Origin of the sequence: Massilia sp. Root351, assembly GCF_001425045.1 — a bacterium.
Taxonomy (GTDB): Bacteria; Pseudomonadota; Gammaproteobacteria; order Burkholderiales; family Burkholderiaceae_D; genus Rugamonas.
On record NZ_LMDJ01000035.1, the window covers coordinates 179,313 to 201,122 of the forward strand.

17 protein-coding genes are annotated in these 21,810 nt (G+C 67.4%); 7 read left to right on the forward strand and 10 right to left on the reverse strand.

What is annotated here, in order from left to right; genetic code table 11:
* Position 1: 1 nt before the first annotated feature.
* The 4 genes from ASD15_RS29165 to ASD15_RS29180 all read right to left on the reverse strand — a co-directional run bounded on the left by ASD15_RS29165 (position 2) and on the right by ASD15_RS29180 (position 5,554).
* Entirely contained in the window at positions 2 to 1,405 is a 1,404-nt protein-coding gene (locus ASD15_RS29165) for a TIGR03013 family XrtA/PEP-CTERM system glycosyltransferase (protein WP_057158519.1), read from the reverse strand.
* Between the two features lie 83 nt (positions 1,406 to 1,488).
* Complete coding sequence (locus ASD15_RS29170; protein WP_373888210.1) at positions 1,489 to 2,538, reverse strand: SDR family oxidoreductase; 1,050 nt, start codon at positions 2,536 to 2,538, stop codon at positions 1,489 to 1,491.
* Positions 2,535 to 3,824 (reverse strand): nucleotide sugar dehydrogenase, encoded by a 1,290-nt coding sequence (locus ASD15_RS29175; RefSeq protein ID WP_057158521.1) that lies wholly within the window; start codon positions 3,822 to 3,824, stop codon positions 2,535 to 2,537. Before ASD15_RS29175 ends, ASD15_RS29170 begins: the two co-directional genes overlap by 4 nt.
* A 293-nt stretch (positions 3,825 to 4,117) precedes the next feature.
* A complete protein-coding gene (locus tag ASD15_RS29180) occupies positions 4,118 to 5,554 on the reverse strand; it encodes a UbiA family prenyltransferase (protein ID WP_057158522.1) in 1,437 nt (478 codons plus the stop codon).
* Positions 5,555 to 5,706: 152 nt separating this feature from the next.
* Between ASD15_RS29180 and ASD15_RS29185 the strand changes: the two genes are divergently transcribed.
* From ASD15_RS29185 to ASD15_RS29195, 3 genes are read left to right on the forward strand one after another with little or no spacing between them, the layout of a single operon-like run.
* Positions 5,707 to 6,366: a bifunctional 2-polyprenyl-6-hydroxyphenol methylase/3-demethylubiquinol 3-O-methyltransferase UbiG gene (locus ASD15_RS29185; protein ID WP_057158523.1), complete on the forward strand. Its 660-nt coding sequence runs from the start codon at positions 5,707 to 5,709 to the stop codon at positions 6,364 to 6,366.
* Positions 6,367 to 6,392: 26 nt separating this feature from the next.
* Positions 6,393 to 7,616, forward strand: a complete 1,224-nt coding sequence (locus tag ASD15_RS29190) for a glycosyltransferase family 4 protein (protein ID WP_057158524.1) — start codon at positions 6,393 to 6,395, stop codon at positions 7,614 to 7,616.
* Between the two features lie 15 nt (positions 7,617 to 7,631).
* Positions 7,632 to 9,104, forward strand: a complete 1,473-nt coding sequence (locus ASD15_RS29195; protein WP_157201188.1) for a lipopolysaccharide biosynthesis protein — start codon at positions 7,632 to 7,634, stop codon at positions 9,102 to 9,104.
* Here the strand turns inward: ASD15_RS29195 and ASD15_RS29200 are convergent.
* Entirely contained in the window at positions 9,101 to 10,066 is a 966-nt protein-coding gene (locus ASD15_RS29200; protein ID WP_057158526.1) for a glycosyltransferase, read from the reverse strand. The two genes, ASD15_RS29195 and ASD15_RS29200, sit on opposite strands and share 4 nt — an antisense overlap.
* A gap of 166 nt (positions 10,067 to 10,232) precedes the next feature.
* On the opposite strand from ASD15_RS29200, the gene ASD15_RS33715 reads away from it, so the two are divergent.
* Together ASD15_RS33715 and galE are read left to right on the forward strand one after the other, a co-directional pair.
* Positions 10,233 to 11,183 (forward strand): methyltransferase domain-containing protein, encoded by a 951-nt coding sequence (locus ASD15_RS33715; protein ID WP_057158527.1) that lies wholly within the window; start codon positions 10,233 to 10,235, stop codon positions 11,181 to 11,183.
* A gap of 54 nt (positions 11,184 to 11,237) precedes the next feature.
* Positions 11,238 to 12,239 carry a UDP-glucose 4-epimerase GalE gene (gene galE, locus ASD15_RS29210; protein ID WP_057158528.1) on the forward strand — a complete coding sequence of 334 codons (1,002 nt, stop codon included), beginning with the start codon at positions 11,238 to 11,240 and terminating at the stop codon, positions 12,237 to 12,239.
* 16 nt (positions 12,240 to 12,255) lie between these two features.
* Here galE and ASD15_RS29215 read toward each other — a convergent pair whose 3' ends face one another.
* From ASD15_RS29215 to ASD15_RS29230, 4 genes are read right to left on the reverse strand one after another with little or no spacing between them, the layout of a single operon-like run.
* Positions 12,256 to 14,142 (reverse strand): hypothetical protein, encoded by a 1,887-nt coding sequence (locus ASD15_RS29215; protein WP_057158529.1) that lies wholly within the window; start codon positions 14,140 to 14,142, stop codon positions 12,256 to 12,258.
* A 59-nt stretch (positions 14,143 to 14,201) separates the two neighbouring features.
* Positions 14,202 to 16,340 carry a 3-hydroxyacyl-CoA dehydrogenase NAD-binding domain-containing protein gene (locus ASD15_RS29220; protein ID WP_057158530.1) on the reverse strand — a complete coding sequence of 713 codons (2,139 nt, stop codon included), beginning with the start codon at positions 16,338 to 16,340 and terminating at the stop codon, positions 14,202 to 14,204.
* Between the two features lie 9 nt (positions 16,341 to 16,349).
* Complete coding sequence (locus ASD15_RS29225) at positions 16,350 to 17,555, reverse strand: acetyl-CoA C-acetyltransferase (RefSeq protein WP_057158531.1); 1,206 nt, start codon at positions 17,553 to 17,555, stop codon at positions 16,350 to 16,352.
* Positions 17,556 to 17,568: 13 nt separating this feature from the next.
* A complete protein-coding gene (locus ASD15_RS29230) occupies positions 17,569 to 18,705 on the reverse strand; it encodes an acyl-CoA dehydrogenase family protein (protein WP_057158532.1) in 1,137 nt (378 codons plus the stop codon).
* An 82-nt stretch (positions 18,706 to 18,787) separates the two neighbouring features.
* On the opposite strand from ASD15_RS29230, the gene ASD15_RS29235 reads away from it, so the two are divergent.
* Together ASD15_RS29235 and guaD are read left to right on the forward strand one after the other, a co-directional pair.
* Positions 18,788 to 19,411 (forward strand): TetR/AcrR family transcriptional regulator, encoded by a 624-nt coding sequence (locus ASD15_RS29235; RefSeq protein ID WP_057158533.1) that lies wholly within the window; start codon positions 18,788 to 18,790, stop codon positions 19,409 to 19,411.
* Positions 19,412 to 19,533: 122 nt separating this feature from the next.
* Positions 19,534 to 20,973, forward strand: coding sequence for a guanine deaminase (gene guaD / locus ASD15_RS29240; RefSeq protein WP_082552229.1), 1,440 nt, complete (start codon positions 19,534 to 19,536; stop codon positions 20,971 to 20,973).
* Here the strand turns inward: guaD and ASD15_RS29245 are convergent.
* Entirely contained in the window at positions 20,970 to 21,806 is an 837-nt protein-coding gene (locus ASD15_RS29245; RefSeq protein ID WP_157201189.1) for a hypothetical protein, read from the reverse strand. The genes guaD and ASD15_RS29245 overlap by 4 nt on opposite strands.
* Positions 21,807 to 21,810: the final 4 nt, after the last annotated feature.

The following is a 21,810-nucleotide window of genomic DNA, read 5'->3' on the forward strand; positions in this document are numbered from 1 at the left end:
ATCAGCGGCCGCTGCCGAACAACACCACCTTGAGGGTATCGATCAGCACCAGCAGGTCCAGGAACAGGCTGTTGTTCTTCACGTAGTACAGGTCGTACTGCAGCTTTTGCACCGCGTCCTCCACCGAGGCGCCGTAGCCGTAGCGCACCTGGGCCCAGCCGGTGATGCCCGGCTTGATGCTGTGGCGCACGTTGTAGTACGGGATGTCGGCGCACAGCTGCTCGACGAAGTAGGGCCGCTCCGGGCGCGGGCCGACAAAGCTCATCTCGCCCTTGAACACGTTCCACAGCTGCGGCAGTTCGTCGACGCGCAGCTTGCGGATGATGCCGCCCACGCGCGTCACGCGCGGGTCGTTCTGCGCCGCCCACTGCGGCTTGCCGCCTTTTTCCGCGTCCGTGCCCATGCTGCGGAACTTGAGCACCTTGAAGGTGCGCCCGCCCTTGCCGACCCGCTCCTGGCTGTAGATCAGCGCGCCGCCGTCCTCCAGCTTGATGCAGATGGCGGTAAACAGCATGACCGGCAGCGCCAGCAGCAGGATGATGATGGACACGATGATGTCGAAAGTGCGCTTCATGAAGGTGCGCATGAAGCTCTGGTCGAAGCCGCCGCCGAAGACCAGCCAGCTCGGCTGCAGCGACTCGACCCGGATCTGGCAGGTCTCGCGCTCGAAGAAGGTGGCCGCGTCGGTCACCTTGACGCCGAACAGCTTACATTCCAGCAACTCACGGATGGGGAAGGTGCCGCCGCGCCGGTTCTGCACCGACACCACGATTTCGCGCACATTGTATTTCTGCGCCAGCGCCACCAGCGACATGCCCGGCTCCATGGCCAGCACCGAATTGGCGGCCACCCGCGACTCCTCTTCCGGCATGGCCACGTAGCCGGCCACGTCGTACTTGTGGTAGCTGTTCGAGTGCAGCGCCAGGTCGCCGCACTCCTTGGCCAGCGCGCCGTTGCCGAGGAAAATGATGCGCGACTCGAGGAAGCGGAACTTGGAGCTGGTGAAGAAGATGGCGCGCACCACCAGGATGCCGCCGGCCGAGATGGCGAACACCAGCAGCAGGATGCCGCGCCCGAAATACAGGTCCGGCGCCACGTAGAACACCAGCGTCAAAATGCCGAAACCCATGGCGAACGACGGCACCAGCTGCAGGAAGAAGGGATTGCGCAAGCCTTCGCTGAAATTGAGCTGGTACATGCCCAGCGCGCTCATGGAGAACACGATGGCGGCGGTAAACACGCAGGCCGACAGCAGGAAATGGTCGAGCCGCGGCAGCAGGAAGTCGTCGCCGTCGAAGAAACGGATGGCGGAGCCGGCGTAGAAGGCGCCGATCAAAATCAGGATCTCCACGAACAGCAGGCTGAACGCGACCTTGGACACGTAGTGATTGGCAATTTTTAACATATTGTTTTCCTTCCCCAGTGCGTACTACTCGCGGCGACGGATGACGGGGCGGGCCGTACGCAGGCCTTACCGTTCTATAGTGTTTACCTGGCTGTCAGGCTGCCGACATACCAATCCATCGCCACGGCCAAGCCGTCCTCTATGCGGTGCGTGGGCGCAAACCCCAGCAGTTGCACCGCCTTGCCGATGTCCGCCTGCGAGTGGCGCACATCGCCGGCCCGGAAGCCGGCATACTGCGGCCGGTGCTGGTCAAGATGCGGGCAGCGTTCCCGCAGCAGGGCCACCATCATGCCGTACAGCTGATTCAAACTGGTGCGCTGGTTCAGCGCCACGTTGTAGACCTGGTTGGCCGCGCCCGGCGCGGTGGCGGTGGCGGCCAGCACATTGGCCTGCACCACATTGTCGATAAAGCAGAAATCGCGGCTGGTTTCGCCGTCGCCGTTGATGAACAGCGGCTCGTTGCGGATCAGCGCCGCCACCCATTGCGGGATCACCGCGGCATAGGCGCCGTGCGGGTCCTGGCGCGGGCCGAACACGTTGAAATAGCGCAGGCCCACCGTCTCGGTGCCGTAACAGCGCGCGAACACGCCGGCGTACAGCTCGTTGACATACTTGGTGACCGCGTAAGGCGACAGCGGATTGCCGATGCGCTCTTCGATCTTGGGCAGGTCCGGATGGTCGCCGTAGGTGGAGCTGGAGGCGGCGTACACGAAGCGCCGCACCCCGGCGTCGCGCGCGGCGGCGATCATGTTGAGGAAACCGGTGATGTTGACGTCGTTGGTGGTCTGCGGATCGGCGATCGAGCGCGACACCGAACCGAGCGCGGCCTGGTGCAGCACGTAGTCGGCGCCCTCGCAGCCCTGCGCGCAGTCGGCCGGCACGCGGATGTCGCCGCGCAGGAAGCGGAACTGCCGCCAGGCCGCTTCGCCGACGGCGGCGCGCACCTGGTCCAGGTTGTGCTGGTGGCCGGTGGCAAAATTGTCCAGCCCGGTAACCCGCTGGCCCAGCTTGAGCAGCGCCTCGACCAGGTTGGAGCCGATGAAGCCGGCCGCGCCCGTCACCAGCCAGTGGCGCGGCTGCTCGCGCAGCTGCTGCTGCCGCTCCAGGTAGGCCGCCGGCGCCACGCTCATCATAGCCTCCACACCGCGTGGCCGGCCGCGCTGATCGGCGCCAGGTCGAAGGCCGACTTGACGTCGATAAAGCAGCCCAGCGGAGTCAGCCTGGCGCACAGCTCGCCGTGCGGAATGGCCAGCAGTTCGGCGTGCGGCACGGCGGCCACGATGGCGTCGGCGCGCGGCAGGTCGTCCCAGCGCTGCAGTTCGACGCCGTACTCATGCACCGCCTCGTCCGGTTCGGCCACCGGGTCGTGCACGTGCACTTCCACCCCGTAGCTCTTCAGTTCGGTGATGATGTCGGCCACTTTCGAGTTGCGCAGGTCGGGGCAGTTTTCCTTGAAGGTCAGGCCCAGCACGATCACGCGCGACCCCTTGACGTGGCAGCCGGCCGCGATCATGGTCTTGACCGTTTTTTCCGCCACGAACTTGGCCATGCCGTCGTTGATGCGGCGCCCGGCCAGGATCACCTGCGGGTGGTAGCCGACCATGTCGGCCTTGTGGGTCAGGTAATACGGGTCGACGCCGATGCAGTGGCCGCCCACCAGGCCCGGACGGAAGGGCAGGAAATTCCACTTGGTGCCGGCCGCCTGCAGCACTTCCAGCGTGTCGATGCCGATCTTGTCGAAGATCAGGGCCAGCTCGTTCATCAGGGCAATATTCAGGTCGCGCTGGGTGTTCTCGATCACCTTGGCGGCCTCGGCCACCTTGACGCTGGAGGCGCGGTAGACGCCGGCCGTGATCACCGATTCGTACAGCGCGGCCACCTCGTCCAGGGTGGCGGCGTCGTCGCCGGACACCACCTTCAGGATGGTGGTCAGGGTGTGCAGCTTGTCGCCCGGGTTGATGCGCTCGGGCGAGTAGCCGACATGGAAGTCCTGCTTCCACGTCAGGCCCGACTCGCGCTCCAGGATGGGCACGCACACTTCCTCGGTGGCGCCCGGGTACACGGTCGATTCGAACACCACGATGCTGCCCTTCTTCATGTGGCGCCCGACCGTGGCGCTGGCGCCGGCCAGCGGCGCGAAGTCGGGATTGTGGGCGGTGTCGACCGGGGTCGGCACGGCCACCACGATGTAGTCGGCCCGTGCCAGCTCGGCCGGATCGGTGGTCACCCGGAGCTGCGTGGCGGCCTGCAGTTCGGCCGGCGACACTTCGCCGGTCGGGTCGCAATGGCGGCGGTAGCTGTCGATCTTGCGTTCGGACAAGTCAAATCCGATGGTGGGCCGCTTCTTGCCAAACTCCACCGCCAGCGGCAGCCCCACATAGCCCAGACCGACAACCGCAACTACCTTGGCATTGTTCATTTCAAACCCATACAGAAATAAAATATCTTGCTAGAGAATAACAAGTTCGTGTTGCGGCGCGCGGGTCAGCCGGGGCGGGCATTCATTTTAGCGCTACTGCGCAGTCATGGATCATGCCGCCGCTGACGCCAGGCTGAACTGTTGGGCCAGCGCCACACAGTTCCAATGCAGAATTAACAATTGAAAACTCTACACGAACCATGTACTAGAATACAATACTTGTTGCAATTTTCATAGCGGTATTTCAATCCCGCCGCTGGCGTCAGGCTATTCCGGCAGGAAATAATTCGCATTCACAGTTGCAGGAAGCGCGCCGCCAGCGCCAGCGCCACGATGGCCAGGATGGCGGCGCGGCTGCCGCCGTCACGCACCGCGTACACCACCGGGTCGTCGTGCATCTCGCCGCGCGAGGTCTTGATCCAGAGCCGGCCCAGCCAGTAGATCATGCCGAACGCGGCCAGCCACAGCAGGTCCGGCGTGTGGTAGCGCGCCTGCGTTTCCGGCGCGCTGATGAACAGGCCCAGCACCACCACCGCGCTCAGCGCCGCGCCCACGCCCAGCGGCCACAGCACCACCAGGTCGTCGACCCGGTAGTCGCGCCCGCGCGTGACGGTGCGGCCTTCCTGCTGCAGCAGCACCAGTTCGGAGCAGCGCTTGATCAGCGCCAGGCTGAGGAAGACGAACACGGAGAAGGCCAGCAGCCAGGAGCTGTTGGTGATGCCGGTGGCCACCGCGCCGGCGTGGATGCGCAAGGTATACAGCAGCGACAGCATCAGCACGTCGACCAGCATGTATTCCTTCAGTACCCAGCTGTAGGCGCTGGTGAGCAGCAGGTACAGCAGCAGCACCAGCAGGAAGCCCTTCGACACCAGCGCCGCCAGCCCCAGCGCCACGGCCAGCGCCGCCCCGGCCACCACCAGCCCCTGCAGGATGGGCAGCTGGGCGCTGGCAAAGGGCCGCAGCTTCTTGCGCGGGTGGGCGCGGTCCGACTCCAGGTCCCACAGGTCGTTGACCACGTAGGTGGCCGAGGCTGCCAGCGAGAAGGCCACGAAGGCCAGCGCCAGGTGGCCCAGCTTGGCCAGGTCGAGGAAGGAGAAGGCGGCGAACAGCGGCACGAACAGCAGCAGGTTCTTCAGCCACTGGTGGGCCCGCAGCGCGCGCAGCCACACTTTCAGCGAGCGGCTGTGGCCGTTGAATTCGCGCTCCACCGGCACCGTGCCGCCGCGCACGATGCCGCTGGTGCGGGCGCTGGCGCCCACCAGGATGGCGCCGCGCGCGCCCTGCCACACCGGCAGGTCGGCCCGGCTGTCGCCGGCATAGACGAAGTCGGCGCCCACTTCGCGCTGGATCATGCTGAGCTTGGTGGAACCCTTCAGGTTGTCGCCGGCGCCGGTGGCCAGCACCTGGTCGAACAGGCCCAGGTGGCCGGCGACCTGGTCGGCGATGCTGCTGTGGGCGGCGGTGGCCAGCACGATGCGGCGCCCGCGCGCCTTTTCGGCACGCAGGTACTCGAGCAGCGGCTGGTGATAGGGCAGGCTGTGGGCCGTGATGCCGCAGCGCTCGGCGACGGCGCGCTTGAAGCCGGCGCGCCCGGACAGCAGCCAGAACGGCATGCGCAGCAGCGCCCCGGGCGAACTCCGGATCAGCTTGATACCGGATTCGACCAGCGTGTCGGTCGGCGTCAGCGTGCCGTCCAGATCGACGACCAGCGGGTGGTTTGCTTGTTCCATGGGAATTCCCTGCGTGTATCGCAATTTGTCATTATATTAAAGTTTCCGGGCCCGGCGGCAAGCGTCAAATAATAATAAAAAGTAATTGAAAAGTTGAGCCCGCCGCGTTTTATAATGGCCCGGGTTCTGGACGCGAAACCAGTGAGGCCGCCATGGAAACGGAAAGCTCGTCGACGCCGTATCAAGACTTTGCCCGGGTACAAATGCTGCCCTTCGTGCCGCAGCAGGCGCGCCGCGTGCTCGACGTCGGCTGCCATATGGGCGGCTTCGGCCGGGCCCTGAAGGCGCGCGGCCAGACCGAGGTGTGGGGCGTGGAGCCCAATCCGGACACGGCCAGCGTGGCGGCGCGCTCGCTGGACCGGGTGCTGACCGGCTTGTTCAGCGCCGAGCTGGCGCTGCCGGATCATTACTTCGATGCGGTGGTGTTCAACGATGTGCTGGAGCACATGCCGGACCCGTGGGCCGCGCTGAAACTGGCGGCCGGCAAGCTGGCGCCGCAGGGCAGCATCGTGGCGTCGATCCCGAACCTGCGCCACATCGACAATTTGCTGCACATCGTGCGGGACCGGGACTTCAACTACGAAGCCACCGGCATCCGCGACCGGACCCATCTGCGCTTCTACACCAGGAAGAGCTTGCCCCGCCTGTTTGAGGAAAGCGGCCTGGAGATCCTGGCGCTGGAGGGCATCAACGAGGACTGGTGGACGCCGTCGCTGCCGCGCCGGCTGGCGTTCCGGGTATTTAAGAGTTTTCTGGCGGACACCCGGCACATCCAGTATGCCGTGGTCGCCAGGCCGATTAGCGGCGCCTGAGGGCGCCCCGTTTTAAGAGGAATGGTTTGCTTAACCCACCCGAGTCACTCGAGCGCTTCGCCGAGCGCGGCGCCGCCCCGGTCTATCTGTTTGTTTTGCCCTGGTCGCTGACCGGCGTGGGCGGCGTCAACCAGGTTGTCATCAACCTGGCGCGCGAGATGCAAAAAGCGGGCCATTTCGAGCCGCTGATCCTGATCACCGACTGGGACGCGCAGTCGCCGCAAGCCGGCACCGAGTGCGGCCTGCCCACGCTGCGCTGGCGCGTGCGCGCCTACCACAGCGGCATGGGCCTGAAGGAAACGCTGGCTTACCGGCTGTGGGAGCGCGGCTTCGGGCGCGCGCTGGAACAGCTGTGCCGCACGCGCCGCGTGGCCGCCATCAATGTGCACTATCCCGGCGCCAGCGCGCTGGCCCTGCAGCGCTGCGTGGCGGCCATGGCGCGGCCGGTGCCGCTGATCCTGTCCTTCCACGGCGCCGACCTGGGTGCGCTGCGGCGCGCGCCGGCCGCCGAGCGGGCACTGTGGGCGGCCGCGCTGCCGCGCGCCAACGCGCTGGTGACCTGCTCGCGCGACCTGCGGCGCGAACTGCTGGACACCTGCGGCGCGCAGCTGAACGTGTCGGTCATCCACAACGGCCTGGACGCGGCCGGCTTTGCCGCCATGGCCGCGCCGGCCGGCGCCGCGCCGGGCGCCGGGCGCACCATCCTGAACGTGGCCAAGTTCGAGCACAAGAAGGGCCAGGACGTGCTGCTGGACGCCTTTGCCAGCCTGGCCGCCGATTTTCCCGACCTGACGCTGACCCTGGCCGGCGCCAGCGACCAGGCGCTGCCCGGCCTGGAACAGCAGGCCGCGCGGCTGGGCCTGGCAAGCCGCGTGCGCCTGCTGCGCGACGTGCCGCACGCGGCGGTCGCGCAGCTGTTCGCCAGCGCCACCGTATTCGCGCTGCCCAGCCGCCAGGAACCGTTCGGCATCGTGCTGCTGGAAGCCGGCGCATTCGGCTTGCCGGTGGTGGCCTCGGCGGTGGGCGGCGTGCCGGAAATCCTCGACGACGGCGTGACGGCCCGGCTGGTGCCGCCGGACGACGCGGCCGGCCTGGCCGAGGCGCTGCGCGCCGTGCTGCGCAACCCGGACGCCGCGCAAGCGATGGGGGCGCGCCTGCGCCAGCACGTCCAGAACCGTTTTTCCTGGCACGCCAGCAGCGCCGGCTACGCCGCGCTGCTGCCGGCGTCCTCCCTTCCTTCCCTTTCCTGACAGGCTAATCTTGTATTGCAAATTGAACTTGGGCTGCGCATGGCCACGCTGAACCGCCGCATGGCCAATGGCATCTTCTGGATGGTGGGCGCGCGCCTGATCGACCGCAGCATCGGCATCGTCAGTACGCTGATCCTGGCGCGCCTGCTGGTGCCGGGCGACTTCGGCCTGGTGGCCATGGCCACCGCCGTGGGCGGCGTGCTGGATCTGATGAGCGCCTTCAGCTTCGACCTGGCGCTGATCCAGAACGCCAACGCCACCCGCCGCCACTACGACACCGTGTGGACTTTCAACGTCATCTTCGGCCTGGTGTGCGGCAGCTTGCTGCTGGCCCTGGCCGGGCCGGCGGCCGGTTTCTACAGCGAGCCGCGCCTGGAACTGGTGATGTACGTGCTGTCGCTGTCGTATTTCGTGGGCGGCTTCGGCAACGTCGGCGTGGTGGCCTTCCGCAAGGAACTGAACTTCCGCCAGGAGTTCAACTTCGTGCTGGCGCGGCGCGTGGTGACCTTCGTGGTGACCATCGTGGCGGCCTTCACGCTGCGCTCCTATTGGGCGCTGCTGATCGGCATGACGGTGGGCCGCGTGGTGGGCGTGTGGATCAGCTACCGCATGAACGGCTACCGGCCGCGCCTGGACCTGTCGGCGGCCAAGGAACTATTCCATTTTTCCAAATGGCTGCTGGTCAACAACGTGCTGTTCTTCCTGCTGCACGACGGCTGCACCTTCATCATCGGCCGCATGTTCGGCGCCAACGAACTGGGCATTTATGCGATTTCCTACGAAATCTCCAACCTGCCGTCGACCGAGCTGGTGGCGCCCATCAACCGCGCCACGCTGCCCGGCTTCTCGAAGATGGAAAACGCGGCGGAGATCAGCCAGTCCTACCTGAAACTGCTGGGCACCATCTCGACCATCATCCTGCCGGTCGGCCTGGGCATCGCGGCGGTGGCCGAGCCGCTGGTGCTGGCCTTGCTGGGCACAAAGTGGGGCGACGCCATCCCGCTGATCCAGCTGATGGCCATCCACGGCGCCATCGGCGCCACGCAGGGCAACAACAGCACCGTCTGGATGGCGCTGGGCAAGCCACGCAACACCACGCTGCTGGCCGGCGGCTTCCTGCTGGTGCTGTTCCCGGCGCTGTACTTCCTGCTCAAGCAGTTCGGCATCGTCGGCGCCGGCTACGCGTATCTGCTGGCCACGGCGGCCACGCTGCCCTACACCATCACGGTGACCAAGCGCCTGCTGGGCTTCCGCTGGTCCGCCATGCTGGCCATGATCGCGCGCCCGGCCGCCAGCGTGGCGCTGATGTACGCCGGCGTGCAGCTGCTCGACAGCCAGCTGCACGGCGCCGCGCCGCTGCTGCGCCTGCTGGCCGACGCCGCCGCCGGCGCCGTCCTGTACGTGCTGGTGCTGCTGGGCCTGTGGCAGCTGGCGGGCCGCCCGGTGGGCGCCGAGCGCTACCTGATCGACAAGGCGCTGCGCCGCTAGCGGCCCAGCAGCTGCAGCAGCCAGCTCTTGCCGATGCCGCGCAGCGCGCGCAGCGAGGGGCCGGCGCGCAGCATGTCGCGGTAGACGGCGCGCGCGTCCGCGTAGCGCCCGGCCCGGTTCAGGCCGTAGCCCAGCGAATTGCGGTAGGACAGGATCTTCCTGCGGTAGGCCGCCATTTCCGGCGGCCGCAAGCGCTCTTGGGCGCGCAGGTAGTTGTCCTCGTGCAGCGCCACGGCATTGGCCGTCATGGCCACGTTGTCCGAACTGAGGTTGGAGCCGTGCTGGCGGTAATAGGCCAGCACCTGGTCCAGGTAGCCCAGCTGGCCCTGGAAGCCGACCCGCAGCCACAGATCCGTATCGTCCGAACCGCGGAAGCGCGCGCGGAAGCTGACCGGATCGCGCAGCAAACGGCCCGGCGCCAGGATCACCGAAATGGTGTGCATGGCGGCGTAGCGCAGCGACATGAATTCATAGAAGCGCTCGCCGCAGCCGTACCAGTCCCCGCCCAGCGGCGCCAGGTGGGCAGCGGCGATCTGCCTGAAGGCGGCGTTCGACAGGTAAGTGCCGCGGTGCGGCTGGCCGTCTTCCGCCACCAGCTGTACGTCATGGAAGGCGGCCACCCACTCCGGGTGCGCATCCATGCCCTCGCACAGCCGGGCCAGCTTGTCGGGGTGGAAGTAGTCGTCGTGGTCGAGGAAGCAGACGTAGGGCGCGCTGGCCAGCGCCAGGCCCATGTTCTTTGGCACGGTCGGGCCGCCGGACGCTTGCTCGCGCTGCACCAGGCGGATGCGCGGATCGCGCGCCGCGTAGTGCTGCAGCATGGCCGCCGTGCCGTCGGTGGAGCCGTCGTTGATGATGATGTACTCGAAATCGGCCAGCGACTGCGCCAGCACCGAATCGATGGCGGCGGCAAGGTAGCGGGTGCCATTGTAGGTGGCGGTAATGACGGTGACGCGGGGCATGGCGGGTCTTTCCTGGTGGGCGTGTGAGTTTCCTGCAAGAGCCTAGTTGATATAAAACCAAGTGTCAACGCGGGCGGAGAAATATGGCGCCGCTTTGACGCAAGCCAGAACGGCCGCCGCGCCGCCTTGCTATGGTCGTCTTCTCAGCCCACGCGAGGGAGTCGCCATGAACGACGCGGCCTGCCGTCCCACAACGTATGCCTGCCCGGTGCACAAGACCGCGCTGTCCAACCTGCATTGCGCGCACTGCGGCCGCAGCTATCCGGCCGTGCGCGGCATTCCCATCCTGCTGCACCACAGCAACAGCGTGTTCCGCGAAGCCGACTACCTGCCGCAGCAGGGCAGCCACGGCGGCTACGACGGCGCCAGCGGCTATGCCGGCAGCCTGGACCGCAGTAGCGGCCTGCGCCGCCTGTACCGGCGCGCCATGATGGTCCTGATGGACGCCGAACCGCCGCGGCGCGACTTCGGCGTGGCCGACGCGCTGGCGGCCATCCTGCGCGAGCAGCCGCAGGCCCGCATCCTGGTGATCGGCGCCGGCGAGCGCACGCTGGCGGGCGACGCGGTCTACACCGACGTGGCGTTCGGCAAGCACGTCAGCTGCATCGCCGACGCGCACGACCTGCCCTTCGAGGCGCGCAGCTTCGACGCCTGCGTGGCGTGCGCCGTGCTGGAGCATGTGCTCGACCCCTACCGCTGCGTGGAAGAAATGCGCCGCGTGCTGCGGCCAGGCGGCTTCGTGTACGCGGAAACGCCCTTCATGCAGCCGGTGCACATGCGCCAGTATGACTTCACCCGCTTCACCCACCTGGGGCACCGCCGCCTGTTCCGCCACTTCGCCGAGCTGCGCAGCGGCCCCACGGCCGGCACCGGCGTCAGCGCCGGACAGATGCTGCGCTACGCGCTGGCCGCGCTGTCGGACCGCCCCGGCGCGCGCCGCTGGCTCAAGCTGGCCGGCTTGCTGGCGGCGTGGCCGCTGCGCTGGCTGGACTACCTGGTGCACGCCAACCGCAGCAACTACGACGCCGCGTCCGGTTTCTATTTCTTCGGCCGGCTGCAGGGCGAGCCGCTGTCCGACCAGGAATTGCTGCAGGGATTCAGGGGCTCGGTTTGCTAAAAAAAGCATATCAATTTATTATCACCGTTGCACTGCACTCACTTGGGACATGTTATGAAAATTCTGGTCACCGGCGGCCTGGGCTATATCGGTTCGCACACTTGCGTCGAACTGCTGGCCGAAGGCCACGACGTCGTCGTGCTCGACAACCTGAGCAACGCGCAGCCCGCCGTGCAGCAGCGCGTCGAGCGCATTGCCGGGCGCAGTTTCCCGCTGGTGCGGGCCGACGTGCGCGAGCGCGCCGCGCTGCGCGCGGTGTTCCGCGAACACGCGATCGGCGCGGTGATCCATTTCGCCGGACTCAAGGCGGTGGGCGAATCGGTCAGCAAGCCGCTGGAGTACTACGACAACAATGTGGCGGGCAGCCTGGTGCTGTTCGAGACCATGGCCGAGTTCGACGTGCGCACCCTGGTGTTCAGCTCGTCGGCCACCGTCTACGGCGACCCGGCCAGCGTACCCATCACCGAGGACTTCCCGCTGTCGGCCACCAACCCGTACGGGCGCAGCAAGCTGATGGTGGAAGAGATGTTGCGCGACCTGTGCCGTTCCGATCCGCGCTGGCGGGTGGCCTTGCTGCGCTACTTCAATCCGGTGGGCGCCCATGAAAGCGGCCTGATCGGCGAGACGCCGAACGGCATCCCCAACAACCTGCTGCCCTACGTGGCGCAGGTGGCGGCCGGCGAGCGCCCGCTGCTGTCGGTGCATGGCAACGACTACCCGACGCCGGATGGCACCGGCGTGCGCGACTACATCCACGTGACCGACTTGGCGCTGGGCCACGTGCGTACCCTGGCGCGGCTGGCGCAGGCGCCCGGCCTGCTGACCTACAACCTGGGTACCGGGCGCGGCTACAGCGTGCTGGAAATGGTGCAGGCTTTCGCCGCCGCCAGCGGCCGGCCGGTGCCCTACCAGATCGGCCCGCGCCGGCCCGGCGACGTGGCGCAGTGCTACGCCGACCCGACCCGCGCCGAACGCGAACTGGGCTGGAAAGCCGAGCGCGCCATCGACCAGATGTGCGTGGACGCGTGGCGCTACCAGAGCGCCGGCCTGGCTTGACTGCGCAGCACCGCCGCTAGCGGCCCAGCGACACCGTAAACGACGCCGGCGGATTGCGCACCCGGATGAATGGCGGGAAGCCCGGCGCCGAGGGCGCCGGCTCCAGCACGGCGCCGTTGCTGGCGACCAGGCCCGGCAGCCAGTGGTAGCGCAGCACCAGTTCGCCGCCGGCCGCACCGGCCAGTTCCAGCCGGTTCACGCCGCGGCCGGCGATGCGGGCCTGGCCGGCCGCCACGAAGGACAGCGGCCGGTCCAGCTGGTACATGCGCACCGGGCCGATATCCGCCACCGCGCGGGCGCGCGGCAGCGCCGCCATGGCCCGCTGCAATTCCGGTGAATGCGCCGCCACCCAGCCCACGTTGTACAAGTCCAGCCCCTGCCACAGCTGCGCCGGCGTCACCTCCGCGATGGGCCGGCCGAACACGCTGCGGTCCCAGAGCGACACTTCCGGCAGCGAAAACGGATAGCCGGCGCCGATCAGTTCGCGGCCCGACTTGAGCGCCACCAGCCCGGCCACGTGGCCGCCGCCGTGCACGCGGCCCAGGGACGTTTCAAACGCGATGCGGCCCTGCGCCGTGGTGTTGGCGCGCAGCCAGTCCACCAGTTCCGCCACCGCGCGCGGCTGCCCCCCCAGCTCCGCAGCGGACGGCCCGTAATGGCCATGCGGTCCCGGCGTCGCCTCGCGCAGCGTCTCGCGGCAGGCGTACAGCAGCACCGCGCCGGCGGCCAGCGCCAGGCCGATCTTCAGGTAGCGCCCGCCCGCGCTGCGCAGCCAGGGCACGCCGGCGCCCACGCAATAGGCGCCCGCCAGCGCAATGCACAGGAAGGCCGGCGCCACGAAGCGGTTCGGCTGCGCCTGGGCCAGCCCCGGAACAGCCGCGCCGAACGACGCGAACGCCAGCAGCAGCAAGCCCCCCAGCAGCAAGGGCAGCATGCGCCGGCGCTGCGCGGCGGGCAGGAAATACGCACCGGCGGCGCAGGCCAGCAGCAACAAGGGATTGAGCGGAATGCCTTGCGAATCGGCGCCCCAGATGCCCAGTGCGGGCTTGAGCGCGAACAGCAAGCCGACCGCCTTCTGATAGGGGTGCAAGGCCAACACATTGGCCGACACGTCGCGCTGGCCCTGCAGCACCGCCAGCCAGGGCAGGTTGACCAGCAGTGCGATGGCGGCCACGGCGGCGCCGCGCAGCAGCAGGCGGGGCAGCGCCGGGCGCTCCCCGGAGCCGGCCGCATAGCCGATGAAGGCCAGCCCGGCGATCACCGGAAACAGCGGATGCAGCCAAATCCCCAAGCCTCCCAGCAGGCCGGCTCCCGCCAGGCCCGCCGCCAGCCGCGCACGCGCCATGGGCGCGCCGCACAGCTGCCAGACCCAGGCCGCATACGGCAAGCCCATGTAGCAGCAGAACACGAAGCTGACCATGCCCGCCGTGTGGTACCAGCGCAGTGCGCCCACCCACCAGAACACCAGTCCCAGCATGGAGGCCAGCGCAGCGGTACGCGCGGGCCAGCGCAACAGGCCCGCCAGCACCGCCACCGCCAGCGGGCCGCACAGCGCGCAGATCAGCACATACAGGGTGTACACCTGTCCCGCAGGCAGCGAAGACGGCAGCACGGCCGCCAGCATCACCGCGCCCCGCGCGCTGAGGTTTTCATTGGCCCCGCCCAGGTGGCCGCCGCCCAGCGTCGTGTCGTAGCCGGTCAGCCGCCCCTGCCCGAGCAATTCGCGGCCGCCCTCCAGCTGGTAGACGTGGTAGGGATTGTCGATGTAATAGCTATGCTCGCCGCTCAGCACTTTGCTGAGCGGCATGCTCACAGCCAGCAGGGCCAGCTGCACCGCCAGCAGGCAGGCGGCAATCAGCAAGAGCGCGGAACGGCGCGCGGCGTCATCGTTTGGCATGGTCATGAAGAAAAAGGCGCAAGCCGCGCCTTGCTGGCAAAATGACAATGCTACAGGATGCGGCCTCAGCCACCGTAGAATTTTTTGCCCGACGCCGCCATGCTGCACAGCAGCGCCGGCGGCGCAAAGCGCTCGCCGTGGCGCGCGGCCAGGCGTTCGCAGCGCGCCAGGAAGGCCGCCGTGCCGTCCTTGTCCACCTCGCTCAGCGGGCCGCCACGGAAAGCCGGGAAACCCCAGCCGAGGATGGCGCCCACGTCCGCGTCGCGCGCGGTGGTGAGCACGCCTTCCTCCATGCAGCGCACGGTTTCCACCGCCTGCACCGCGATCAGGCGCTCCACCAGTTCCGCCACGCCGGGCTGCGCGGCCGCGCGCGGGAAGTGTTCGGCCAGCCCCGGCCACAGGCGCTTCCTGCCGCCCTCTGGATAGTCGTAATAACCCTGCCCCGCTTTCTTGCCGATGCGCCCCAGCTGCACCATGCGCGCCGCCACCGCGTGGCCGGGACGGCCCCGGTAGGCCTCGCCCAGGTCGCGCCGCGTCTGGCGGTCGATCTTGTCGATCAGCTCGCTCGACACCTCATCCGTCAGCGCCAGCGGCCCGAGCGGCATGCCCGCCTGCAGGCCGGCGTTCTCGATCAGCGCCGGCGCAATGCCTTCGGCCAGCATGGCCAGGCCTTCCAGCACATAGGTGGAGAACACGCGGCTGGTGTAGAAGCCGCGCGCATCGTTGACGACGATGGGCGTCATGCCCAGCGCCTTGACCAGGTCCAGCGAGCGCGCCAGCGTGGCTGCGCTGGTCTGCTTGCCGACGACGACTTCCACCAGCGGCATCCTGTCCACCGGGGAAAAGAAGTGCAGGCCGATGAAGTTGGACGGGCGCGCGCTCGCCTCGGCCAGGCCGCCGATCGGCAAGGTGGAGGTGTTGGAGGCGAAGATGGCGTCCGGCGCCAGCACCGCTTCGGCCTGCGCCGTCACGGCTGCTTTCAGCGCGCGGTCCTCGAACACCGCTTCGATGACGATGTCGCTGCCGGCCAGCAGCGCGTAGTCGGTGGTGGCGGTGATGCGCGCCAGCAGTGCTTCTGCCTGCTGCGGCGTGGCCTGGCCGCGCGCCGCCTGCTTCTCGAGCAGCGCCTGCGAATAGGCCTTGCCCTTGTCGGCATCGGCTTGCGAGCGGTCGACCAGCACCACCTGCAGGCCCGCCTTGGCGGCCACGTAAGCGATACCGGCGCCCATCATGCCCGCGCCCAGCACGCCGACTTTTGCGTACTTCTGCTGCGGCACGCCGGCCGGGCGCGCGGCCAGTTTTTTCGCCTCGCCCATGCTGAAGAACAGGGTGCGTATCATGGCTTTCGCCTCCGGCGACAGCACGGTCTGCGCAAAGTAGCGCGCCTCGGTCATCAGGCCGGTGTCGATGTCCGTGATCAGCCCTTCGTAGACGCAGGACAGGATGTTCATCGGCGCCGGGTAATTGCCCCAGGTCTTGGCGTGCACCATGGCATTGGCCGCCATGATGGCCTGCTGCACCGCCGGCGCGGCCACCGCGCCGCCCGGCACCTTGTAGCCCTTGGCGTCCCACGGCTGCTGCACGCGTTCGGAAGGCGCGGCCAGCATGGCGTCCCGCAGCCAGGCGCGCGCGGCTTCCTGCTCGCCGCCCGGCGCCACCACGGCGTGCAGGATGCCGGCCTTGAGCGCGTCGGCCGCCTTCAGGCGCTTGCCCTCCAACAGCAGCGGCAGCGCTTTCTGGATGCCGATCAGGCGCGGCAAGCGCTGCGTGCCGCCGCCGCCGGGCAGCAGGCCAAGCGTCACTTCCGGCAGGCCGAAGCAGGCTTCCGGATTGTCCGCCGCCACGCGGTAGTGGCCGGCCAGCGCCACTTCCAGGCCGCCGCCCAGGGCGGAACCCGGCAACGCCATGGCCACCGGCTTGCCGCAGGTTTCCAGCTTGCGCAGCGCGCGGTGCAGCCGCATCACGCGCTCGAACAGCACGCCCGCGTCGCTGGTGTCCAATAGCCATTCCAGGTCGCCGCCGGCGATGAAGTCCGGCTTGGCGGAGGTCATCAGGACCGCCTTCACGGCGCCGTCTTCGGCCGCCTCGTCGACCAGGTCGCACAGCATCTGGCAGCTTTCCGCGTTCAGCACATTCTGGCTGCGGTCCGCCATGTCCCAGCTCAGCGTGGCGATGCCGTCAGCGTCGATATTCACATTGATCATGGCTGCTCCTCACATGCGTTCGATGATGGTGGCCGTGCCCATGCCGGCGCCCACGCACAGCGTGGCCAGGCCGGTGGACACGCCGCGGCGTTCCATTTCATCCAGCAGCGTGCCCAGGATCATGGCGCCGGTGGCGCCCAGCGGATGGCCCATGGCGATGGCGCCGCCATTCACGTTGATCCTGTCGTGCGGCACCGACAGCACTTCCATGAAGCGCAGCACCACCGAGGCGAAGGCTTCGTTCAGTTCCCACAAATCGATGTCGGCGGGCGCCATGCCGGCGCGCTTGAGCGCCTTCTCCGCCGCGTAGCTCGGGCCGGTGAGCATGATGGACGGCTCGCAGCCTATGGAGGCGAAGGAACGGATGCGCGCGCGCGGGTTCAGCCCGGCGCGTTCGCCCGCCGCGCGGTTGCCGATCAATACGGCGGCCGCGCCATCCACAATGCCGGAGCTGTTGCCGGCGTGGTGGATGTGCTGCATCTGCTCGATTTCCGGGTAGCGTATGCGGATCACGGCGTCGAACCCGAACTGCTCGCCCATGTCGGCAAAGGCCGGCTTCAGCGCGGCCAGCGAGGCGGCCGTGGTTCCCGGCTTGATGAATTCATCGCGCGCCAGGATGGTCAGGCCGTTGCGGTCAACCACCGGCACCACGCTGCCATCGAACCAGCCCTGCTGCTGCGCGTGGTGCGCGCGGCGCTGGCTTTCGGCGGCGTAGGCGTCCGCGTCGGCGCGGCTGTAGCCGTGCAGGGCGGCGATGGCGTCGGCCGATATCCCCTGCGGCACGAAGTGGGTCTTGAACGCCACTTGCGGGTCCACCGGCCAGGCCCAGCCGCTGGCGCCCATGGGCACGCGCGACATGGCTTCCACGCCGCCGCCGATGGCCATGTCGGACTGGCCGGCCATCACCTGCGCCGCCGCCATGTTGACCGCTTCCAGGCCGGAGGCGCAGAAGCGGTTGATCTGCACGCCCGCCACCGACTCCGCGTAGTCCGCCGCCAGCACCGCAATGCGGCCGATGCAGGCGCCCTGCTCGCCCACCGGCTCCACGCAGCCCAGCACCACATCGTCCACCAGCGCGGTGTCGAGCGCGTTGCGCGACGCGATGGCGCGCAGCGCCGTTTCGGCCAGCCGGATCGGCGTAACGCCGTGCAGCGAACCGTCCTTTTTTCCCTTGCCGCGCGGGGTGCGCACAGCGTCGTAGATGTATGCTTCCATGACTGACTCCAGATTAAAGGCTGCGGCTAATGAGTTCTTTCATGATCTCGCTGGTGCCGCCGTACACACGCTGCACGCGGGCGTCGGCCCAGGCGCGCGTGATCGGGTATTCCCACATGTAGCCATAGCCGCCGTGCAGCTGTACGCAGCGGTCCAGCACCTTGAACTGCATCTCAGTGGCGGCCAGCTTGGCCATCGAGGCGGTGGCCGCGTCCAGCTTTTTCTCCAGCAGCAGCCCGATGCAGCGGTCCACGAATACCCGCATGCAGGTGATTTCGGTCTTGATCTCGGCCAGCGTGTGCGCCACGGTCTGGAACTCGGCCAGCGCGCGCTTGAAAGCCTTGCGTTCGCGCGTGTATTGCAACGTCCAGTCCAGGCCCGCTTCGGCCGAGGTTACCGCCATGATGGCGATCTGCAGGCGTTCCCACGGCAGTTCCTGCATCAGGTAGGCGAAGCCGCGCCCCTCCTCGCCCAGCAAGTTGGCGGCCGGCACGCGCACGTTGTCGAAGAACAGCTCGGACGTGTCCTGCGCTTTCATGCCAGCCTTCTTCAGGCGCTTGCCTTTCGAGAAGCCGGCCATCGCGGTGTCGACCACGAACAGGCTGATGCCCTTGGCGCCCGCCGCCGGGTCGGTCTTGGCGACCACGATCACCAGGTCCGCGTGCCAGCCATTGGTGATGAAGGTCTTGGATCCGTTCAGCAGGTAATGATCGCCAGCGCGGATGGCGGTGGTCTGCACGCCCTGCAGATCCGAACCGGTGCCCGGCTCGGTCATGGCGATGGCGCCCACCATCTCGCCGCTGGCCAGCTTGGGCAGGTAATGCGACTTCAGGTGCTCGCTGCCGTAGTGCAGGATGTAGGGCGCCACGATTTCCGAGTGCAGACCGAAACCGAGGCCGGTGGCGTTGATGCGCGCCTGTTCCTCGATCAGCACCACGCTGTAGAGCTGGTCCGCGCCCGCGCCGCCGTACTGCTCCGGCATGCTGGCGCACAGGAAGCCGGCGGCGCCCGCCTTTTGCCACACTTCGCGGTCCACATAGCCCTGCTCTTCCCAGCGTTCGTGGTGCGGCAGCACCTCGGTTTCCATGAAGCGGCGCGCCGATTCGCGCAGCATGTCGTGTTCTTCGGTAAACAAAGTGCGGGGGATCATACTGGTCTCCTTGTATTTTTAGGTCATCCGACCTATTATTTGCAGGTATGTTGACCTATTTCCCGGAAAAGCGCAATCCGCCATGACCATGCCACGCAAGGAATCGCACACCACCACCAAGGGCCACGAGCGGGCCGGCGCCATCCTGTGCGTGGCGCGCGAGCTACTTGGCACCGAGGGCTACGGCGCGCTGTCGATGCGCAGCGTGGCGCAGCGGGTAGGCGTCAGCCTGTCCACCGTGCAGCATTACTATCCCAGCCGGGAGGTACTGCTGGAGGCACTGCTGAACCAGGCCTTCGACGGCTACCAGGCCGGCATCGACCAGCGCCTGGCGCAGCGCACCGGCAGCGACAGCGACAGCGGCAAGGCCGTGTTCCAGTCCATCATCGACTACTTCCTGGACGACTTGCGCGACCAGATTTCCAGCGGCCTGTTTTTCGAGATCGCCGCGCTGGCCAACCGCCATCCCTACGCCTCGAAAATGTTCGACACCATGCTGACGCGCGCGCGCCGCACCTTGCGCAACCTGATGCGCGACATCGCACCGGAACTGGCGCCTGGCCAGTGCGAAATCCGCGGTGCGCTGATCGTGTCGCAGATGATAGGCCTGATGATTTTCCTGTCGGACACCCGCCCCAAGCACGGAGAACTGGCCGCGCTGCAACAGGAAGCCACTGCCGCCATCATGCGCACCGCTTTCAGCTAAGCTGGCAAGCGCATCGGACAAATAGACACATAGCCCGTTTCATATAGTACCTACGCGGCCCTCCTTTTAGATTCTGTATCGGCATATACCTCTGCCGAAATAATTTCTATACGGAGACTTTTATGAAACTAGTAGCAGCAGTGTGCACCGCCGCGCTCGCGGCGGCCTTCCCGGCAATCGCCCAGAACCAGGATCAGAACCAGTACCAAAGCACCGCCTACCGCGGCTCGGTGCTGCACTTCGTGGCCGACCCGGCCACCAGCGAGCATCCCTACGAATACTACGAAGACGGCGTGCTGCTGGTGGGCGCGGACGGCAAGGTGAAAGCCGTCGGCCCTGCCGCGCAAGTGCTGGGCAACTACCAGCAGGTAAACGTGGTCGACTACTCCGGCAAGCTGATCATGCCCGGCTTCATCGACAGCCACGTGCACTATCCGCAGACGGAGATGATAGGCTCCTTCGGCCAGCAACTGCTGCAATGGCTGGAGACCTATACCTTCCCCACCGAGCGGCAGTTCGCCGACAAGACCTACGCCAAGGGCGTGGCCAAGGTGTTCCTGAACGAGCTGGCGCGCAACGGCACCACCACCGCGCTGGTGTTCGGCACCGTGCACCCGCAGTCGGTGGACGCGCTGTTCGAGGAAGCGCAGACGCGCAATATGCGCATCATCGCCGGCAAGGTGATGATGGACCGCAACGCGCCGAGCTGGCTGCTCGACACCCCCGCCACCTCCTACGCCGACAGCAAGGCACTGATCCAGCGCTGGCACAACAAGGGCCGCGCGCTGTACGCGGTCACGCCGCGCTTCGCGCCCACCTCCACCTCGGCGCAGCTGACCGAGGCCGGCCGCCTGCTGCAGGAGTACCCGGACGTCTACATGCACACCCACCTGTCCGAGAACAAGGGCGAAGTGGCGTGGGTGCAGGAGCTGTTCCCCGAGTCCACCGGCTACCTGGACGTGTACAACCGGCACGGCCTGTCGCGCAAGCGCTCGGTGTTTGCCCACGGCGTGCACCTGCGCGACGATGAATTTGCCTCGCTGGCGCAGACCCAGTCCGCCGTGGCCTTCTGCCCCACCTCCAACTTCTTCCTGGGCAGCGGCCTGTTCGACCTGCAGAAGGCGGAAGCCTACGGCGTGCATGTGGGCCTGGGCACCGACGTGGGGGGCGGCACCAGCTTCTCGGCGCTGCAGACCATGAACGAGGCTTACAAGGCAATCCAGCTGCACAAGGCCTTTAGCGACACGCCGGACCAGCAGCGCCCGCTCACCGCGCTGAAGGCCTACTACCTGGCCACGCTGGGCGCCGCGCGGGCGCTCGACCTGGACAGCAAGATCGGCAGCTTCAAGGCCGGCAACGAGGCCGACTTCATCGTGCTCAACCCGAACGCCACCGACCTGCTGCGCTTCCGCATGCAGCGCGCCGCCAGCATCGAGGACAAGCTGTTCGTGCTGCAAACGCTGGGCGACGACCGCGCCGTGGAAAAGACCTATCTGATGGGCAAGCGCGTCTACGTCACCACCGGGAACGCCGGCTACGACTACGGCTCCGGCTACAACTAAGCGTTGAGGTTAACCGCCTTGCACCAGTAAATCTGGCGCGCATCGACCCTTAGGTGCAAGTCCAGTTCGCCGTCCGCAATCAGCCAACCCTGGTTGCGGATCGCATCCGGATCGGCCACCAGATAGATCGCCCAGACATTGACCTGGCCCATGCTCTTCATGACGCTGCGCCGGTATACCTGCAGGTTGAACGGATACTTGACGATGCCCTTGGCCAGCAGGCGCATGGCCACCACGTCATCGCGGTCATTGCGCGCCACATAGCCGATGGGCTGCATCATGGCCGGCACGTTGCCTGCCCGCGCATGCGCCGGCAACGCCGCGACCACGTCCAGCGCCGGCGGCACGGAAGTCCAGCGCACGGCGGGCCAGCTGCGGAACACGGCCTGCACCGGCGCCGATACCATCAACTCCTTCAAGCGGGCCTGGTGCTCCTGGCCGTAGCAGAACAAGTACACCTTGTAGCCCGCCGCCCTGGCGCCGATGTCGCCCACGATGTCGGTATTGCGCGCATCGCTGCCCGAGCTAAACCGGGTGGTTTCCAGCGGCTTCTCCTGCACCACATTGTCCGGAACGGCCAGTCCCGGCAGGGGCATGCCGCGCTCCAGCACCACCATCAAGCCCTCCTCGCCCAGCAACTGGGCCATCACAAGCCTGCGGCGCTCGATGTCATACGGCGTATTGTGCTGCTCGCCGAGGAAGAACACCGCCGCGCCGGTCGCACCGGGCAACCGGCTCGCGCGGATGGCGTCGCGCACGCTGGCGACAATGGCTGCCACGTCCAGATCGACTACCCATTGGATGTCGTACGTTGACTCGATCAATACCGCCACGTTG

Bases quoted from the DNA above. Each gene is read 5' to 3' on its own strand.
- ASD15_RS33715 (WP_057158527.1), top strand. From the start codon at position 10,233: ATGAACGACGCGGCCTGCCGTCCCACAACGTATGCCTGCCCGGTGCAC.
- ASD15_RS29215 (WP_057158529.1), bottom strand. From the start codon at position 14,142: ATGACCATGCCAAACGATGACGCCGCGCGCCGTTCCGCGCTCTTGCTG.
- galE (WP_057158528.1), top strand. From the start codon at position 11,238: ATGAAAATTCTGGTCACCGGCGGCCTGGGCTATATCGGTTCGCACACT.
- ASD15_RS29175 (WP_057158521.1), bottom strand. From the start codon at position 3,824: ATGAACAATGCCAAGGTAGTTGCGGTTGTCGGTCTGGGCTATGTGGGG.
- ASD15_RS29230 (WP_057158532.1), bottom strand. From the start codon at position 18,705: ATGATCCCCCGCACTTTGTTTACCGAAGAACACGACATGCTGCGCGAA.
- ASD15_RS29170 (WP_373888210.1), bottom strand. From the start codon at position 2,538: ATGATGAGCGTGGCGCCGGCGGCCTACCTGGAGCGGCAGCAGCAGCTG.
- ASD15_RS29185 (WP_057158523.1), top strand. From the start codon at position 5,707: ATGGAAACGGAAAGCTCGTCGACGCCGTATCAAGACTTTGCCCGGGTA.
- ASD15_RS29235 (WP_057158533.1), top strand. From the start codon at position 18,788: ATGACCATGCCACGCAAGGAATCGCACACCACCACCAAGGGCCACGAG.
- ASD15_RS29225 (WP_057158531.1), bottom strand. From the start codon at position 17,555: ATGGAAGCATACATCTACGACGCTGTGCGCACCCCGCGCGGCAAGGGA.
- ASD15_RS29200 (WP_057158526.1), bottom strand. From the start codon at position 10,066: ATGCCCCGCGTCACCGTCATTACCGCCACCTACAATGGCACCCGCTAC.
- ASD15_RS29165 (WP_057158519.1), bottom strand. From the start codon at position 1,405: ATGTTAAAAATTGCCAATCACTACGTGTCCAAGGTCGCGTTCAGCCTG.
- guaD (WP_082552229.1), top strand. From the start codon at position 19,534: ATGAAACTAGTAGCAGCAGTGTGCACCGCCGCGCTCGCGGCGGCCTTC.
- ASD15_RS29220 (WP_057158530.1), bottom strand. From the start codon at position 16,340: ATGATCAATGTGAATATCGACGCTGACGGCATCGCCACGCTGAGCTGG.
- ASD15_RS29180 (WP_057158522.1), bottom strand. From the start codon at position 5,554: ATGGAACAAGCAAACCACCCGCTGGTCGTCGATCTGGACGGCACGCTG.